The sequence below is a fragment of the Streptomyces sp. NPDC019937 genome (assembly GCF_040631655.1).
Lineage (GTDB): Bacteria > Actinomycetota > Actinomycetes > Streptomycetales > Streptomycetaceae > Streptomyces.
This window is the reverse complement of sequence record NZ_JBEYAL010000008.1, coordinates 50,157-65,663: the sequence shown is the minus strand read 5'-3', so window position 1 is coordinate 65,663 and position 15,507 is coordinate 50,157. Positions and strand designations below refer to the sequence as shown.

The window sequence follows — 15,507 nt, the reverse complement described above, 5'->3', positions numbered from 1 at the left end:
GTTGCGGGTTCGGCGCCGACGGCTTCCCGCGATTGCCCATGGAGTTGGTTCCCCTTCGATTGCCCCGTGTGACCAGCGTGCCACTGCAGGGAAGGCCCCGATTCCCCATCAGGAGTATCCCCATGATAGGTACAATCCGGCTTGAGACTGTTGATATCCCCCTGTCGTCACCGAAACTTGGGAATCACATGTCCAGCGACCTCTCACCCGCCGCGCTTCCTCCCCACGTCCTCGACCGATCCGACGTACGGAGGGCTCTGGAGCGCCATGATTTCGGCGCCGTCTTCAAACTGGTCCGGCAATGGGGCGGGATCAGCTTCTCGAAGATCGCGGATGCCTGCGACATCAAGCCCGAACGCGTGGGCAAATTGGCCCGGGGCGAGGGTTCGATCACGACGTACGAAAAAATCACCCAGATCGCCGACGCATTACGCATCCCAGGACACCTGGTGGGCCTCAGCCCCCGCCCATGGGAAAGCGACCAGCCGCGAGCGGTGGCTGACGAAGCGACTCCCATCGCCTCGCTCGAACTGCTCTCCCTCGCCCCGGATCCCGATCTGCTCGACCGGTTGACGAAGACCGTGCGTGGCGCCATCCGCGCCGACAGCGCGACCCTCGACTGGCTCGACCGGCTCCTCGCCGAGCACCGCAAGGCCGAGGACGACATCGGCTCTCGCCCACTCGTCGGGATCATGCGCCAGCAGTTGAGTACGGTGGTCGGCCTCCATCCCGCGGCCTCGAGCGGTTTGGCCACCCGGGTCGTACGGCTCGCCTCCGAGCACGCGCAATTCCTCGCCTGGATGGCGCAGGACCAGGGGAACTCATCGGCTGCTCTGGCCTGGTACGACCGTTCTCACGAATGGGCCATGGAAGCGGCCGACGCCGACATGGCGGCCACGACGCTCAGCATGAAGGCACACCTGGCCTGGTCGGCGGGTGACAGCGACCGCTGCACCCGGCTGGCGCACGCCGCCCGCTGGGCATCCCCCAAGACCTCACTGGGTGTCCAGGGCATGGCGGCCCAGATGGAGGCTCGCGGATACGCGCTGCGCGGCGAGGCCGACGCGGCCCATCGCCTCCTTGACGAGGCACAACAACTCATCGCCCGCGCCGCCGAGCGACCGGAGGACGAGCCGCCGTGGATGTACTTCTACGGTGAGAACTGGTTCACCCTCCAGCGCGGCATGGCCGAGATGCATCTGCGCCGCTGGGACACCGCCGTTGATCTGCTGCGCACTGGGGTCGGCGCACTTCCCACCCAGTACCGGCGCGATCGGTCCTGGTACGGCGCGTGCCTCGCACACGCGCTCGCCGCGGCCGGGCACGCCGACGCGGCCGCGCACACCGCGCTCGGTTGCACGGCCGACGCCTCGGACGTGGGCCGACCCCACGCCTGGAACGAGTTGCACACCACCGCCGCGCTCCTCCTCCGGCGCGGGGCGCCCCAGGCGCGGGGCCTGATCGACGCACTGGGCAGCTACGGCTGAGCGGTCGCCGCGGGACGCATATCCTGGGCCGGTAGATCCACCACACCCACCCCGGAGCGACCCTTGTACTTCACCGACCGCGGCATCGAGGAGCTGGCGCAGCGACGCGGCGAGGAGGAGGTCACGTTCGAGTGGCTCGCCGAGCAGCTGCGGACGTTCGTCGACCTGAACCCGGACTTCGAGGTTCCGGTGGAGCGGCTGGCGACCTGGCTGGCCCGGCTCGAGGACGAGGACGACGACATCTGACGAGGAGTGCGGGCGGCCTCAGGCCGCGTAGCCCCCGTCGACGTCGAGGGTGGCGCCGGTGATGTACGCGGCGTCGGGGCCCGCCAGATGGGCGACGAGCCCGGCCACCTCGTCGGCCGTGCCGTAGCGGCCCACCGCGAGGTGGGGGAGGGCGGACGCCGCCCACGGGCCGTCGGCCGGGTTCATGTCGGTGTCGACGGGGCCGGGCTGGACGGTGTTGACAGTGATTCCGCGGCCGCCGACCTCGCGGGCCAGAGCGCGGGTGAAGCCCGCCACGCCCGCCTTGGTCAGCGCGTAGAGGCTGCCGCCGGCGAAGGGGACGCGGTCGGCGTTGATGCTGCCGATCGTGATGATGCGGCCGCCGTCGCCGATATGGCGCAGGGCCTCCTGGGTGGCGGTGAAGACGGCGCGCAGGTTCACGGCGGCGACGTGGTCGTAGTCCGCGTCGGTCAGGTCCTCGATCGGCCGCATGGCGGCGACTCCCGCGTTGTTGACCAGGATGTCGAGGCGCCCGAGCCGGTCGGCGACCTCCGTGACGGCCGTACGGAGGGACGTGCGGTCCGCGGCGTCGGCCCGGACGGCCAGCGCCTGCCCTCCGTCCGCGACGATCTCCTTCACCAGGGCCTCCGCGCGGTCCGCGGAGGCGTTGTAGGTGACCGCGACCGCGGCGCCCTCCCGGGCGAGACGGCGCGCGATGCCCTCGCCGATTCCCCGCGAACCGCCCGTGACGAGCGCGACCTTGCCCTGTAGCGACATCATGTCCTCCTGCTCGCTTTCTTGAATGCTCGTTCAAGATGTCACGCCCGCCGCCACCGCGGCAACTGTTATCTTGAACGCACGCTAAAAAACCAGGAGGCCCCGGCATGGCGAAGGGACGACCCCGCGAGTTCGACGCCGAGGAAGCCCTGTCGGCGGCGCTCGGCGTCTTCTGGGCCAAGGGGTACGAGGGCGCCACGATGGCGGATCTGTCCGCCGCCACCGGCCTCAAGCCGGGCAGCATCTACGGCGCCTTCGGCTCGAAGGCGGGCCTGTTCGGGCAGGTCGTCGACCACTACGCCCGCACGGTCTTCGCGTACGGCCCGAAGGCCCTGGAGGCCGGCACCGTGCGGGAGGTCGTGCGCCGGTGGCTGACGGGCGCGGTCGAGGCCACGACCGGCGCCGACACCCCGGCCGGGTGCCTGATGGTCCACGGCGCGCTGGCCACCGGGGACGCGGGGACCGAGGCGAAGGCGGAGGTGCGCACCCGCCGTCAGGCGGGGGAGGTCATGCTGACCGAGCGCTTCGCCGACGCCCGCCGGTCCGGCGATCTGCCCGGCAACGCCGAGCCGCGGGACGCGGCGCGCTACGTCCTCGCCCTCACCGAGGGGATCGCGGTGCAGGCCGCGTACGGCGCCTCCCGCGCCGATCTGGAACGGCTCGCGGAGCTGGCCCTGACCCGGCTGCCCTGGGAGCCCGAGGCGTAGCCGGAACCGGAGGCGTAGCCGTTACGCGACCACCGGGCCGCGGCCCGGGGTGCCCGCTTCGTGGTCGAGGCGGGGGTCGGAGACCAGGACGGCCTGCTGGAGGCGCTGGAGCTTGGCGGAGGGCTCCAGACCCAGTTCCTCGGTCATGGTCATGCGCAGCCGGTGGTAGACGCCGAGGGCACGGGTGCGCTGGCCGGAGCGGTGGAGGGCCAGCATGTACTGGCTGTGCAGGCCCTCGTGGAAGCGGTGCTCGACGACGAGCGAGGCGAGGTCGCTCAGCACCTCCAGATGGCCGCCGAGCCGCAGCCGGGTCTCGATGCCGCGCTCGATGACGGTGAGCCGGGACTGCTCCAGCCGGGCGACCTCGGCCTGCAGCGGGCGGCCGTGCGGGGAGACGTCGACCAGGGCGGGGCCCTGCCAGAGGGTGAGGGCCTGCCGGAAGGCGGTGTCGGCGGACCGTTCGTCGCCGACCTCCAGGGCGCATTCGGCCCGGGCGACGAGGGTGCGGTAGTCGTGGACGTCGAGCTGGCCGGGGCGCACCACTAACGCGTAGCCGCCGGGCCTGGTCTGCAGGACGTCGCGGGTGACCGTGGCGGAGGACGTACCGAGCACCTGGGCGAGCAGTTTGCGCAGGTGCAGGATGTACGTCTGCAGGGTGGTGAGCCCCGTGCGCGGCGGCTGATCCCCCCACAGCTCGGCCATCAGCGACTGCACCGGCACCATGCGGCCGTCGTTGAGGAGCAGCAGGGACAGGACTTTGCGCGGTTTCATCGCGCTGGGGACTCCGGACAGAGCGCCGTGGCGCAGGGTCAGCGGTCCGAGAACGTTCGCACGCATGGGTGCCACCTCCTCGCACGTCATGTGCGGTACGCGCGGACAATCAGGTCGGCGGCCTTCTCGCAGATGGCCGTGGCGTCGACGGCGGCGATGGGGCGGGTGCCGTACATCGACTGGTACAGGCCCTGCTGGACGATGAGGGCCACGAACTGCTGGGCGGCGGAGGCGGGGTCGGGGACGTCCAGCTCGCCCCGGTCGGTGCGGCGGCCGAGCATCTCGGCCAGGTACTTCACCAGTTGCTGGGGCTCGCCCTCGGCGCATGCGGGGCGCAGCGCGGGGTGGCGGGCGACTTCGGCGATGACCAGGCGGCGCAGCGCGGAGGCGCGTTCGTCGAGGAGTACGTCGAGGACGCGGTGGCCGAAGGCGGTGAGGGCCGCGCGGACGTCCCTCCCGTCGTCCTCCGCGGAGGGGGTGCGCAGCGAGTCGGGCGCGAAGCCCGCGGCGACCCGCTCCCGCTCACCGTCGACGGCGGCGAGGAACAGCCGTTCCTTGTCGCCGAAGTGGTTGTAGACGGTCTGCTTGGAGACCCGCGCCCGGTCCGCGATGACGTCGACGCCGGCCCGGGTGTAGCCCTCGCGCAGGAAGACGGCGACGGCCGCCTCCAGTATCGCCTGGCGCTTGGCGGGCTGCGGCCCCGCCGGCCGTCCCGCGGCGCCGCGCCGCGGACCGTTGTCCGTCCGCAACGGTCCAACCTCCTCGCTGTGAGCCGGTCTTGCCTTGATGGACCTGCGAGTCTAGCCTTCCCTCACCACGATGGACTAGGCCGTCCAGTCCATTTAATTCACCATCGCGTACGCGTCCACGCGCCGTGCACCAGTCATGAGGAGAGAGCTCGATGAGCACACCGGAGAACAGCGATGCCCTGCGGCACCTCACCCTCGCGCCGGAGGCGCAGAACCAGCTGTTCCTGGAGGCCCGCACGGCCAACACCTTCACCGACGAGCCGGTGGCCGAGGAGCAGGTCCGCGCCATCTACGAGCTGGTGAAGTACGCGCCCACCTCGATGAACCAGCAGCCGCTGCGCATCGTCATCGTGCGGTCGGAGGAGGCCCGCGGCCGGCTGGTGCCGCACATGATGGGAATGAACCAGGAGAAGACCGCGAAGGCGCCCCTGGTGGCGATCCTCGCCGCGGACCTGGACTTCCACGAGGAGCTGCCGAAGCTCGTTCCGTTCATGGAGAACCCGCAGGCCATCTTCGCGGAGCCGGGCTTCCGGGAGGCGTCGGCGAAGTTCAACACGGCGCTGCAGGTGGGCTACTTCATCCTGGGCGTGCGCGCCGCCGGGCTCGCGGCCGGGCCCATGACCGGCTTCGACCCGGTCGCCGTCTCCAAGGAGTTCTTCGGCGACGGCCGCCACCAGGCGGTCTGCGTCGTCAACATCGGCAAGCCGGGGCCGAACTCCTGGATGGGCCGTCTGCCGCGGCTGGAGTACGACGAGGTCGTCACCACCGTCTGACCAGTCCTGACCCTGGCCCCCCACAGGCGGTCGCCCGCCCTCGCGGCAACGGGGGCGGGCGGCCTGGGGATCCGCGCCGATGGCCGGTGTCAGCTGTCGATCACGTCAGCTTTCGCTCCGGTCAGCCTTCGCTCACATCAGCTTTCGCTCACGTCAGCTTCGATCAGGTCGTGGAAGGCCACGGTGTCGAAGATGTCCTCCATCCTCGTCGCCCTGCCGTCCCGCATCGTCCACGAGTGGACGAAGTCCAGGGTGGCGGTTCTGCCGCCGCGCGACGTCACCTCCCGGGTGCCGAACACCACGACCCGGTCGCCCTGCTCGATGAACTCCTGCGGGGCGAGTCTCATCCCGCCCAGCACGCTCGGAACGTGCGCCAGGAACTCCTTGATCCCCGCGTGGCCCAGCTTGGTGCCGCCGAGGCCGTACTTCGCCATCCCGGCCGGGTGGACCCACTCGACGTCCGGGTGCATGGCCGACAGGATCCCCTCGACGTCGCGGTCCCGGAACCCCGCGTAGGCGGCGCGGATGGCCTCGATGTTGCGTGATGCCACGGTCTTCGTCCCTCCTCAGGCGGCGTAGGCCGGCTTGATGTGCTCGGGATGGAGGGCCTGGAGCGTGCGGCGTACGCCCTCGCGCCAGGGCACCCGGCAGGGGCCGGTGATCTCCCGGCGGCGCGTGGGGGCGAACTGGTACGTCTCCCGCGTCACCTCACTCGGTACGAGCCGCGCCTCGATCCCGCTCAGCTCCTCCAGGTACCGCACCAGATCGGTCATCCCGACCGGTTCATCGCCGCCCCAGTTGACCAGGGTGGCGGGGGACGCCGCGGCCGCCCACAGCGCGGGCACCTGGGCGACCAGGTCGTCGGTGTGCAGCAGCGAGCACCAGTTCTGGCCCTCGACGGGCACCGGGATGGGCTCGCCCGCGAGCATCCGCTTGAAGTACAGCATCGGCACCCCGCCGTAGCCGCCCGGACCGTAGGCGATGTTGAGCCGGGCGATGGTGGTCGGCAGGTTCAGCACCCCGGCGAACGCCCGCACCGCGCCCTCGGCGGCGATCTTGCCCACGGGGTAGCAGGGCAGCCAGTCGGCCACGCCGTCGACGGGGTCGTCCTCGGCGTACGGATGGTCGAGGGTCTGCCGCTTGTAGAGCGCGCCGGTCGAGACGAACAGGAACGACTCGGCGGTGCGGCAGTGGGTCATCAGCCGTCCGCAGGCGATGGAGTTGACCTCAGCGGCGGCGTTGAAGTCGCCGTCCTCGCCGCGCCGCACCGCCGAGTGGAAGACATGGGTGAAGTCGTCCGGCAGCCCCTCGTAGCCGGACTCCCCCAGGTCGTTCATGTCCCAGCGGAAGGTGGTGATGCCCCGGGCGCGCAGCTCCTCCTCGACGCCGGGACTGCCGAACCGGCCCAGGCACCACACCTCGTTGTCCGCCGCCAGGGCCTCCGCCACCGGCCGGGCGACCTGCCCGGTGCCGCCGGTGACCAGGATCTTCTTGCCTTCCACCGTGCTCTTCTCCTCTTCCGTGGTCCTGGTCATCCGTCGCCCAGCGCGCGGTCCAGCTCCTTGCGGAGGATGGCCTGGAAGGCCGCGACGTGCTGGGGACCCATGAGGGTGTAGTGCTCACCGGGGACGTCGACATACCGGTTCGGCTCCGTGGTGTGCTCGTCCCATCGGCGGAGTTCGTTGTTCAGCCAGTCCTCCTTGGTGCCGCGCAGCGGGATGGCGTAGAAGACGGTCATGGAGCGGGTGGTGCCGCTGGGCTGGTAGGTGCGGCCCAGGCCGGTGAGCCCGTGGGCCAGCTCCGCCCAGGCGGCGAACTTGTCCATGTCCAGGTCGAGTTCGGCCAGCCGGCGCTGTGGGGCGATCCGCAGCAGGTGTGCGAGCTGTTCCCGCTGGGGCAGGGCGCGCAGCTCGTCCGGGAGGTCGAGGGACTGCTTCTTGTTGATCAGGTCGAGGAAGAAGGCGAGATTGACGGCGGTCTCGATGAAGTCGAGTTCGTCCATGCGGTACTTGATGTGCGGCGGCAGGTTGAAGCTGCCGGTGAAGTCGACGCGCTCGCCCTCCGCCTCCAGGGCCTTGGCGATCTCGAAGGCCACGGCGCCGCCGTACGAATACCCGGCGACCGCGTACGGGCCGTGCGGCTGCCGGGCGCGGATCGCCCGCACGTAAGCGTCCACCATCTCCTGGAAGCTCTCGAAGGGCTTCTCGCCCTCGTTGAACCCGCGGGCGCGCAGCGCGTAGAACGGCCGGTCGCCGACGAAGTACTTGGCGAGGTTGACGAAGACCAGGACCTCGCCGACCCCCGGGTGCACACAGAACAGCGGGGTCTTCGCGCCGCCCGTCTGCAGCGGCACGACCGGGTCGTACGCCTCGGGCGCGGACGGGCCGCCCCCGGTCAGCCGGGCGGCGAGCTGCCGTACCGAGGGCGAGGTGAGCACGGTGATGATCGGCAGATCCGCCACCCCGAGCCGCCGGGTGACCTGGTGCCGCAGCCGCAGGATGTCCAGTGAGGTGCCGCCGAGGTCGAAGAAGCTCGCCGTCGCGCTGATCCGCTCCGGGGTGGTGTCGAACATCTCGGCGTAGATTTCGGCGAGGACCCGTTCCGTCTCGCCCTCCGGCGGGGTGTGGCCGCCCAGCCGCCGGGTGGTCAGCTCCGCCACCCGCTCGATGACCTCGTCGAAGCCGCCGGACTCCAGCCGCTTCCGCATCCGCCGGCGCAGCGTCTTGCCCAGGCTGGTCTTGGGGAACGCCTCCCGGGGCAGCGGCAGGATGAGGGACGGCCGGAAGCCCCAGTGGATCACCACGGTGGAGCGCACGGCGGTGATCAGACGGTGGAGTCCGGGCTCGTCGTCGTCCGCGAGTTCGGGGTGGAGCGCGATCACCAGCTGCTCGGTGTCGCTGCCCGGGCGGCGGGTGGGGAACGCCGCGACATAGCCGCCCGCCACCCCGTCGAGCTGCTCCAGCGCGGCCTCGATCTCATGGCTGAAGTAGTTGACGCCGTTGACGATGATGCTGTCCTTGCTGCGTCCGACGAGGGTCAGCCGGCCGTCGTCGATGCGGCCGAGGTCGCCGCTGCGGAACCAGCCGTCGGGGGTGAAGGCCTCCTTGGTGGCGGCCTCGTCGTTGTAGTAGCCACCGGTGATCATCGGCCCGTTGAGCTGGAGTTCCCCGACCTCGCCCGCAGGCAGTGGCCGGTGGTCGTCGTCGGCGACCCGGATGCTCAGCCCCTCGACGGGGGTGCCGAGGTTGGCGAACTCCTGGCCCACGTCGGTGACGGGAAAGGCACGGTTGTAGATGGACCCGGCGCAGGTCTCGGTCATCCCGAAGGCGGGCCAGAGGGCGGAGGCCCGCAGTCCGTACGGGGCGTAGTGGGCGAGGAACGCCTCGCCGGTGGCGACGACATTGGCCTCGCCGCCGCTCACGATATGCCGCAGCGAGCCGAGGTCGAGTCCTTCACCGCCCGCCGATATCTCCTCGGCCAGCTCCCGGGCCGATGCGTTCAGCGGGCCGAGGAGGAAATTCGGGGTGAAGGTCATCGTGACCTTGTGGCGGGAGATGATACGGAGAAAGTTCAGCGGTTCCCCGAGGACGACCGACGCCTCCGTATGCAGTTGTTCGGCGCCGACGTACAGCGGCAGCATATGCGCTTCCAGGAGCGCGGCGACATGGTCGTAGGAAATCCAGTTGAAGGTGGTGTCGGCGTCCGTGAGTTGCTGCTTCCCGGCCTTTCCGGCCATGGCAGCGAGAATATTTCCATGGGTGAGCATGACCGCTTTGGAATTTCCGGTGGAGCCGGAGGTCAGCACCAGCAGGGCAAGGTCCTCCGGTGCGGCGATATGCGTCTCGGCCGGCGCCCCGCCGTCCGCGCCGGGCGCGCTGTCCGCGTCCCGCAGACGCTCCACCGTGGCCACGGCGAGCCCGGGCACATCGGGCAGTTCGGCGCCCATCGCGTCGGTGGTGACCAGCAGCGGACGGTCCAGAAGCCGGCCTATGTGGGAAAGCTGGGCGGCCCAGCGGGCCGGGTCGCCGGTGATCGGCACCATCGGGCACGGTACGAACCCGCCCAGCAGACAGGCCCAGAAGACCGTCAGGAATTCCCGCTGGTCCTCCAGCAGCAGGGCCACCTTGTCGCCCGGCCGCAGCCCGCACTCGCGCAGCGGGGTGAGGAGTTGGCGCGCGGAACGCAGAAGTTCCGGGTAGGTCTGGCGCGTTGCCGCGCGCTCCGCCTCGGCCGTCACGTAACGTACCCCGGAATCGGGGTGGTGGTGGGCCGCCCGCAAGAGTAACTGGGCAACAGAGCGCAGATCCTGAGAATCGCGTGGCACCGAGTATTTGAAGGGTTGTGACGCCATTACCTTCACTGCCCTCTTTCTTCCCGATTCTGGGGGCACGAAGGTAACAGTCTCGAACATTCGTACTCCATGATGCTCCACCAACGCTCTAGCGATGCTCTAGCGGAAATCCGGATACCTCCGCGCGACAAAGGCATCCGGGCCGAGGTGCCCCACCCCGGTCCGGGACGGGCTTGACTCCAGCGAACCGCGATATATCGTGTGTAGTCAGACGCGATATGTTGCGTGACCGCATCCAGCCAGGGAGGCCAGGGATGTCAGCCCGGTCAGAGTGGTCGTTCGGCGAACCACAGAAGCTCACCTTCGACGAGCCCGTCTCCGCGCTCCACGTGCGCATCGTGGACGGCACGGTCAACGTGGTCGGGACCGACGGCGGCCCCGCCCGGCTGGAGCTCTCCGACATCGAGGGCCCACCGCTGAAGGTGACCCTGCGGGACGGCACCCTGAGCGTCGCGTACGACGACCTCCCGTGGAAGGGCCTGCTCAAATGGCTCGACCGCAAGGGCTACCACCGCACCGCCCACGTCACCCTCGCCGTGCCCACCTCCGCCGCCGCCTCGATCGGGGTCGTCAGCGCCTCCGCCGTCGCCTCCGGGCTGGGCGGCCGGACGGATGTGCGCGGCGTGTCGGGCGACGCCACCCTCGTCGGGCTGACCGGCCCGGTGCGCGCGGACACCGTCTCCGGCCGGGTCGAGGCCCAGGCCGTCACCGGCGATCTGCTCTTCAACTCCGTCTCAGGCGACCTCACCGTCATCGAGGGCTCGGGCCCGGTCGTCAAGGCCGACTCCGTCAGCGGCAACATGGTGCTCGACCTCGCCCCGAGCGCGGAGCGCGCGGACATCAGCCTCACCACCGTCTCCGGTGAGATCGCCATCCGGCTGCCGCACCCCGCCGACGCCAGGATCGAGGCCAACACCGCGAGCGGGCCCGTCTCCAACGCCTTCGAGGATCTGCGGATCACCGGCCAGTGGGGCGCCAAGCGGATCACCGGGAACCTGGGCGCGGGCCGGGGCAGCCTCAAGGCCACCACCGTCTCCGGCGCGATAGCGCTGTTGCGGCGCCCGCCCATCGAGGGGGACGGGGACGGGGACGGCTTCCGTGACGGGCCGCCCGGCGGTGGCACCGAGAGCACGGCGGGAAGCCCGGCCACCACCGACGGCTCCGGCACCACCGGCGGTCCGCAGGGAAGGGTCCTCTGATGCCCCCCGTATTCGCCCACGGCCGACTCCGCCTGTACCTGCTCAAGCTGCTCGACGAGGCCCCGCGCCACGGCTACGAGGTCATCCGGCTGCTGGAGGAGCGCTTCCAGGGGCTGTACGCGCCCTCCGCGGGCACCGTCTACCCGCGCCTGGCCAAGCTGGAGGCCGAAGGCCTGGTCACCCACACCACCGAAGGCGGCCGCAAGGTCTACTCCATCACCGACGCCGGACGCGCCGAACTCGCCGACCGCAGTGGCGAACTGGCCGACCTGGAGCTGGAGATCCGCGAATCCATGGCCGAACTCGCCGCCGAGATCCGCGAGGACGTCCGCGGCTCCGCCGACGATCTGCGGCGGGAGATGCGGGAGGCGGCCCGGCAGGCCCGCACCTCCGAAGGCGGCGCGGGCGCACAGGGCCCCTGGGACGGCCCCTGGGACGGCGGCGAGAGCTGGCGGCAGGCGAAGGAGGAGATGCGGCGCGCCAAGGAGGAGTGGAAGGAACAGGCCCGCCGCGCCAAGGAGGAGAGCCGCCGCGCCCGGCAGGACGCCCAGCGCGCCCGTAAGCAGGCCAAGGACGCCCAGGAGTTCGCGCTCGAAGAGGTCCAGCGGGTCGCCCGGCGGGTCCAGGAGCAGACGCAGGAGCACATCCGGGCGGGCGACTGGCAGCGGGCGGTACGGGACGGGCTCGGCGAGGTGTCCCGCAGCATGAGCCGGCTCTCCCGGCAGGGCGTGTTCCCGCCGGGGTGGACGGGCCCGGACGAGGGGACGAGGACCGCCGCCCCGCACGCGGACGCACCGGAACCGGCGCCCGGCGCCGCCCGGCACGACGGCGGCGAGGGTGGCGGTAGCGGTGACGGGGGCGGCGCACCGGCCGAACCCGCCTGGGCCGCGGAGTTCACGCCGTCGGACAACCCCGCCCGCGATCTGGACCGGCTGCTCGACCGCTTCCGCGACGACATCCGCGACGCCGCCCGGGACCACGGGGTGACCGATGCCCAACTGGCCGACGCCCGCCGCCGGCTGGCTCAGACGGCGGCCCGGATCACCGGTCGGCTGCGCGGCCCGGTTGGCGAGTAGCCCCCGGGCGCGCGTCCGGCCGCGGGACGGGGCGCCGCAGTAGCCTCGCCGGTATGCGACTGGAGACCCCCGAGGCGCGGCGGCGCTTCGCTCGCGCCCGGGTGCTGCGGCTGGCCACCACCGACGAGGGCGGCCGGCCGCATCTCGTGCCCGCCACCTTCGCGCTCACCACCCCGGACGGCGCGGACGCCCCGGACACCCTGAGCGGCGGCCCGGACACCGTGGTCACCGCCGTGGACCACAAGCCCAAGCGGCACCAGGACCTGAAGCGGCTGCGCAACATCCACACCAACCCGGCGGTCTCCCTCCTGGTCGACCACTACGACGAGGACTGGCGGCAGCTGTGGTGGGTGCGGGCCGACGGCCGGGCGCGGATCGTTCCTGCCGAGGCGGCGCCCGAACGGGCGGACCCGGTGCGACGGCTGGTGGAAAAATACCCGCAGTACGCCGACCAGCCGCCGCGCGGACCGGTGATCGCCATCGAGGTCACCCGCTGGTCGGGCTGGGCGTACGCCGAGGAACCGGCGGCCCGCTGATCAGCCCTCTCCCTCTCCGCCCCCTTCACCGTCTTCGTCCTGGTCGCGCGGGCAGTCGAACGCACCGCTCGGCCCCCAGGTCTTCGCCTCGTCGCCGCTGTCCCGTATGCCGCACTCCAGCGCGATCTCCGGTGAGGTGCCCCTGGTGTCGTGCAGGATGAGCAGCCTCTTGTTGACGGGCGTCTTGTCGCCCTTGCCGAAGATCAGCGAACCGGTGGCCCCGCGCAGCCCCTCCGCTCCGCCCACCCCTTGCTCCAGCGCCGACTGCACCCCTCCCCGCCCGAAGGGCGCCGTGCCCGCGCTCTGGTACGCCGCGTTGATCCCCTCGGACAGCACAGCGAGCGCGTCCGCGGCGAGCGGCACCCGGGCGTCGTTGCTCCACAGGTCGCTCCCGTAGGCGGCGGCGTACCTGCGGCGGAAGTCGTCGCCCTTCACATTGGGCGAGCTGTCCTTCGCCAGCCCCTGCGCCGCGTAGTACAGCCGCAGCCTGGGGTGCTTCTCGCTGGGGCGCTGCTGCTCGACCACCGCGTTGTCGAGGTCGTTGCCGCCGAGCACGGTCGATTGGCCGTTGCAGCCGGTACGGCCGTCGAAATCGTCGAGGAAGTTCTCGAATTCATGGGCGCGGGCCGCCCAGTACACCACCGTGCGGGGCTCCTCCTTGAGCCTCCGGCAGATGCTGTCGGCCATCTGGGAGGTGTGGGAGACCCATTCGTCCCCTTGACCCGTGCGCTCCGGGGGCGGCGCGGCGGAGGGCCGCTGGACCGGATACCAGATGCGGTGGACGTCCTGGAATTCCTCGGCGAACCGGTCGCTGAGATTCGCGCTGTAGATGTCGGTCGGATCCCCGATCACCACCGCCTTCTTGGCGGGGGCGCAGGTCCCGGGCGCGGTCTGCACGATATTGGCGTGCCGCGCGAAGTCCGCCGCCACGCGCGCCTCCCGGCGGTTGTCGGGAGCGACCTGGCGGTACATCGGCGAACGCTGCATCTCCTCGGCGGTGGCCGCGGTGCCGATCATGGGCAGCCCGGCCCCGGCGAGGATGTTCCGGGCGCGGAGGGTGCCCGGGCGGCTCTGGCCGAGGCCGACCACGCCCAGGAACTCCTCACCCTGCCCGGCGCGCTCGGCGGCCTTGATCTCCTTCGCGAGTGCCGTGGCCGCCCCGGGCGCCCGGGAGAAGCCCTCGCCCGCGTCCATCAGCCGGACCTTCAGCCAGACCTTGCCGCTCTTCTGCTGATCCGCCTGTTCGTTGATCTCCTCCTGGGCCAGCGCGATGCCGCGCACCTCGGGGATGGCGCCGCTGTACATGGCCTCGCCCCAGTCGTCGGCGGTCACCGGCACCCCCAGATAGCCGACCGTCCGGACCGTGTCGCCCGACCGGGCCGCCTTGTCGGCTCGCCCGTTCTCCCGGGTGATGGCGGCCACCGCATCGCCATAGACGGCCCGCGGGCTCCGGTCCGGTGGGCGGCTCCGCCCGCCGCCGTCCCCACCGGTCCCGGACCCGGCCGGGGCCGCCGACGCGCCGCTGCCGCCGAGGCAGGCGGTGTCGCTGCTCGCCGTCACCACGGCCACGCCGTACCCGCCGAGCAGCCCGAGCACGGTGACACCCGCCACCGCCGCGACAGCGGCCTCCACCCGCGGCGCCGCGTCGGAACGGCTGCCGCCGACGGCGATCTCCGGATAGCGGCCGAGCCAGCGCGCCGCGTCCTCGTCGTCCGCATGCGGCTCCACGCCCACCCGGACCACCCGGGCGCCGCCCGCGCCGGTGGTCCCGATCCACGACTTCAGCGTGATGGCGGCCTCGGCGAAGCTCTCCGTGCGCTCCCGGCCCGGGCTCACCGCGGCCAGCAGCATCACCCCGGTGCACCCCGTCTCCTCGACCGCATGGGGGAACTGCTCCAGCAGCCGGCCGGTGTCGTCGCCGGTGGCCGGCGGCTGCGGAAAGACGAGCACGACGCGATGGCGGCGGCGCCGCCCCCAGGGCGAGAGCCGGGGGTGGCGGAAGGCCCGCTCGAGGTCGGCGAGCAGCGCCCGCAGCAGCACATCCACGATCGGCTCGCGCCGCGCGGCGCCGGGCGTGCCCACGGTCAGCCGACAGGCGTCGGCGAAGAAGCCGGGCCCGCCCTCGGGCAGTTGGGCCCAGCTGCGGTACCAGCTGCCCTTGCGGGTCATCCGGCGGCCATGGCGCCGCCCGTACCACCAGCGCGGCAGCAGGCCGAACAGCGGCCGGCGCAGCCAGTACCAGGCGGTGCCCGGGATGGTCGGCGGCGGCACCTCCCCGCCGCTCACGGCCTGCAGGGCGCGCAGGATGACCGAGTCGGCGCTGCGCGCCTCGTAGCTCCGGTTCCGCAGCTCCGTGGCCTGGGTGCCGGGCAGGCATCCGGCGAGGTCGGTCTCGACGATGCCGCGCATCAGCCGGAACTGGGGCAGTCTCAGTCTGCCGAAGCCGCCGGGCCGGTTGCGCAGCAGCTCCTCCTCGATCTTCTGGAAGGTGACCCCCACGTGCTCCTGACGCGGGGCCTCGGCCTCGCCCGCCACCTGGGCGAACGGAACGCGGGCGCGGCCGCCCGCACTGAAGCGCGCACACAGGCCGTCGGCGATCCGCCCGGCCTCGGGCCCCTCCGTCAGCTGGGTGAGCAGGATCTGCGGAGCCGGGCCGCGATGGCCCGGCGGCAGAGTGATGAGCTGTTCGAGCGCGTCGATCAGCAACTCGATTTTCGGCAACGGCGGTACTGAAGCAGTCATGTGCATCCCCCCGGCACGATTATCCGCGCCCGCTCCGGAGAGCACCAGACTCTTTACCGAGAGTGATGACAAGTCATCGCTCTCGACCGTGACCGATCGAACAGGAGTGCAATC

14 protein-coding genes are annotated in these 15,507 nt (G+C 71.5%); 7 read left to right on the top strand and 7 right to left on the bottom strand.

Features of this window, described 5'->3' with window-relative positions; translation table 11 throughout:
- Nucleotides 1-188 precede the first annotated feature (188 nt).
- Nucleotides 189-1,487 carry an XRE family transcriptional regulator gene (locus ABZ562_RS10000; protein WP_361476149.1) on the top strand — a complete coding sequence of 433 codons (1,299 nt, stop codon included), beginning with the start codon at nt 189-191 and terminating at the stop codon, nt 1,485-1,487.
- Nucleotides 1,488-1,550: 63 nt separating this feature from the next.
- Nucleotides 1,551-1,733: a DUF6104 family protein gene (locus ABZ562_RS09995; RefSeq protein WP_361476147.1), complete on the top strand. Its 183-nt coding sequence runs from the start codon at nt 1,551-1,553 to the stop codon at nt 1,731-1,733.
- 18 nt (nt 1,734-1,751) lie between these two features.
- Here the strand turns inward: ABZ562_RS09995 and ABZ562_RS09990 are convergent, their stop codons facing one another.
- Complete coding sequence (locus ABZ562_RS09990; protein WP_361476449.1) at nt 1,752-2,489, bottom strand: 3-oxoacyl-ACP reductase family protein; 738 nt, start codon at nt 2,487-2,489, stop codon at nt 1,752-1,754.
- A 107-nt stretch (nt 2,490-2,596) separates the two neighbouring features.
- Between ABZ562_RS09990 and ABZ562_RS09985 the strand changes: the two genes are divergently transcribed.
- A complete protein-coding gene (locus tag ABZ562_RS09985; RefSeq protein ID WP_361476145.1) occupies nt 2,597-3,196 on the top strand; it encodes a TetR/AcrR family transcriptional regulator in 600 nt (199 codons plus the stop codon).
- Between the two features lie 21 nt (nt 3,197-3,217).
- On the opposite strand, the gene ABZ562_RS09980 is transcribed toward ABZ562_RS09985, so the two are convergent.
- Both ABZ562_RS09980 and ABZ562_RS09975 read right to left on the bottom strand, forming a co-directional pair.
- A complete protein-coding gene (locus ABZ562_RS09980; RefSeq protein WP_361476143.1) occupies nt 3,218-4,033 on the bottom strand; it encodes an AfsR/SARP family transcriptional regulator in 816 nt (271 codons plus the stop codon).
- A 20-nt stretch (nt 4,034-4,053) separates the two neighbouring features.
- On the bottom strand, nt 4,054-4,716 hold the full coding sequence (locus tag ABZ562_RS09975; RefSeq protein ID WP_361476141.1) for a TetR/AcrR family transcriptional regulator: 663 nt from the start codon (nt 4,714-4,716) through the stop codon (nt 4,054-4,056).
- Nucleotides 4,717-4,868: 152 nt separating this feature from the next.
- Between ABZ562_RS09975 and ABZ562_RS09970 the strand changes: the two genes are divergently transcribed.
- On the top strand, nt 4,869-5,489 hold the full coding sequence (locus ABZ562_RS09970) for a malonic semialdehyde reductase (protein WP_361476139.1): 621 nt from the start codon (nt 4,869-4,871) through the stop codon (nt 5,487-5,489).
- Between the two features lie 137 nt (nt 5,490-5,626).
- Here the strand turns inward: ABZ562_RS09970 and ABZ562_RS09965 are convergent, their stop codons facing one another.
- Genes ABZ562_RS09965 through ABZ562_RS09955 form a run of 3 tightly spaced genes read right to left on the bottom strand, consistent with a single transcriptional unit; the run spans nt 5,627 to nt 9,726 of the window.
- The gene (locus tag ABZ562_RS09965; RefSeq protein WP_361476137.1) at nt 5,627-6,040 is read right to left on the bottom strand and encodes a nuclear transport factor 2 family protein; all 414 of its coding nucleotides are present in this window, start codon (nt 6,038-6,040) and stop codon (nt 5,627-5,629) included.
- 15 nt (nt 6,041-6,055) lie between these two features.
- On the bottom strand, nt 6,056-7,024 hold the full coding sequence (locus ABZ562_RS09960) for an NAD(P)-dependent oxidoreductase (RefSeq protein ID WP_361476135.1): 969 nt from the start codon (nt 7,022-7,024) through the stop codon (nt 6,056-6,058).
- Nucleotides 7,021-9,726 carry a non-ribosomal peptide synthetase gene (locus ABZ562_RS09955; protein ID WP_361476133.1) on the bottom strand — a complete coding sequence of 902 codons (2,706 nt, stop codon included), beginning with the start codon at nt 9,724-9,726 and terminating at the stop codon, nt 7,021-7,023. The genes ABZ562_RS09960 and ABZ562_RS09955 overlap by 4 nt, the downstream gene beginning before the upstream one ends.
- A 368-nt stretch (nt 9,727-10,094) precedes the next feature.
- Here ABZ562_RS09955 and ABZ562_RS09950 point away from each other — a divergent pair, with 368 nt between their 5' ends.
- The 3 genes from ABZ562_RS09950 to ABZ562_RS09940 are packed head-to-tail and all read left to right on the top strand — an operon-like array spanning nt 10,095 to nt 12,651.
- Nucleotides 10,095-11,039 (top strand): DUF4097 family beta strand repeat-containing protein, encoded by a 945-nt coding sequence (locus tag ABZ562_RS09950; RefSeq protein ID WP_361476131.1) that lies wholly within the window; start codon nt 10,095-10,097, stop codon nt 11,037-11,039.
- A complete protein-coding gene (locus ABZ562_RS09945; RefSeq protein ID WP_361476129.1) occupies nt 11,039-12,115 on the top strand; it encodes a helix-turn-helix transcriptional regulator in 1,077 nt (358 codons plus the stop codon). Before ABZ562_RS09950 ends, ABZ562_RS09945 begins: the two co-directional genes overlap by 1 nt.
- Before the next feature lie 53 nt (nt 12,116-12,168).
- The gene (locus tag ABZ562_RS09940; RefSeq protein ID WP_361476127.1) at nt 12,169-12,651 is read left to right on the top strand and encodes a TIGR03668 family PPOX class F420-dependent oxidoreductase; all 483 of its coding nucleotides are present in this window, start codon (nt 12,169-12,171) and stop codon (nt 12,649-12,651) included.
- Here ABZ562_RS09940 and ABZ562_RS09935 read toward each other — a convergent pair whose 3' ends face one another.
- Nucleotides 12,652-15,393: a hypothetical protein gene (locus ABZ562_RS09935; RefSeq protein WP_361476125.1), complete on the bottom strand. Its 2,742-nt coding sequence runs from the start codon at nt 15,391-15,393 to the stop codon at nt 12,652-12,654.
- Between the last annotated feature and the right edge of the window lie 114 nt (nt 15,394-15,507).

Bases quoted from the DNA above. Each gene is read 5' to 3' on its own strand.
- ABZ562_RS10000 (WP_361476149.1), top strand. From the start codon at position 189: ATGTCCAGCGACCTCTCACCCGCCGCGCTTCCTCCCCACGTCCTCGAC.
- ABZ562_RS09990 (WP_361476449.1), bottom strand. From the start codon at position 2,489: ATGTCGCTACAGGGCAAGGTCGCGCTCGTCACGGGCGGTTCGCGGGGA.
- ABZ562_RS09985 (WP_361476145.1), top strand. From the start codon at position 2,597: ATGGCGAAGGGACGACCCCGCGAGTTCGACGCCGAGGAAGCCCTGTCG.
- ABZ562_RS09980 (WP_361476143.1), bottom strand. From the start codon at position 4,033: ATGCGTGCGAACGTTCTCGGACCGCTGACCCTGCGCCACGGCGCTCTG.
- ABZ562_RS09970 (WP_361476139.1), top strand. From the start codon at position 4,869: ATGAGCACACCGGAGAACAGCGATGCCCTGCGGCACCTCACCCTCGCG.
- ABZ562_RS09960 (WP_361476135.1), bottom strand. From the start codon at position 7,024: ATGACCAGGACCACGGAAGAGGAGAAGAGCACGGTGGAAGGCAAGAAG.
- ABZ562_RS09950 (WP_361476131.1), top strand. From the start codon at position 10,095: ATGTCAGCCCGGTCAGAGTGGTCGTTCGGCGAACCACAGAAGCTCACC.
- ABZ562_RS09945 (WP_361476129.1), top strand. From the start codon at position 11,039: ATGCCCCCCGTATTCGCCCACGGCCGACTCCGCCTGTACCTGCTCAAG.
- ABZ562_RS09940 (WP_361476127.1), top strand. From the start codon at position 12,169: ATGCGACTGGAGACCCCCGAGGCGCGGCGGCGCTTCGCTCGCGCCCGG.
- ABZ562_RS09935 (WP_361476125.1), bottom strand. From the start codon at position 15,393: ATGACTGCTTCAGTACCGCCGTTGCCGAAAATCGAGTTGCTGATCGAC.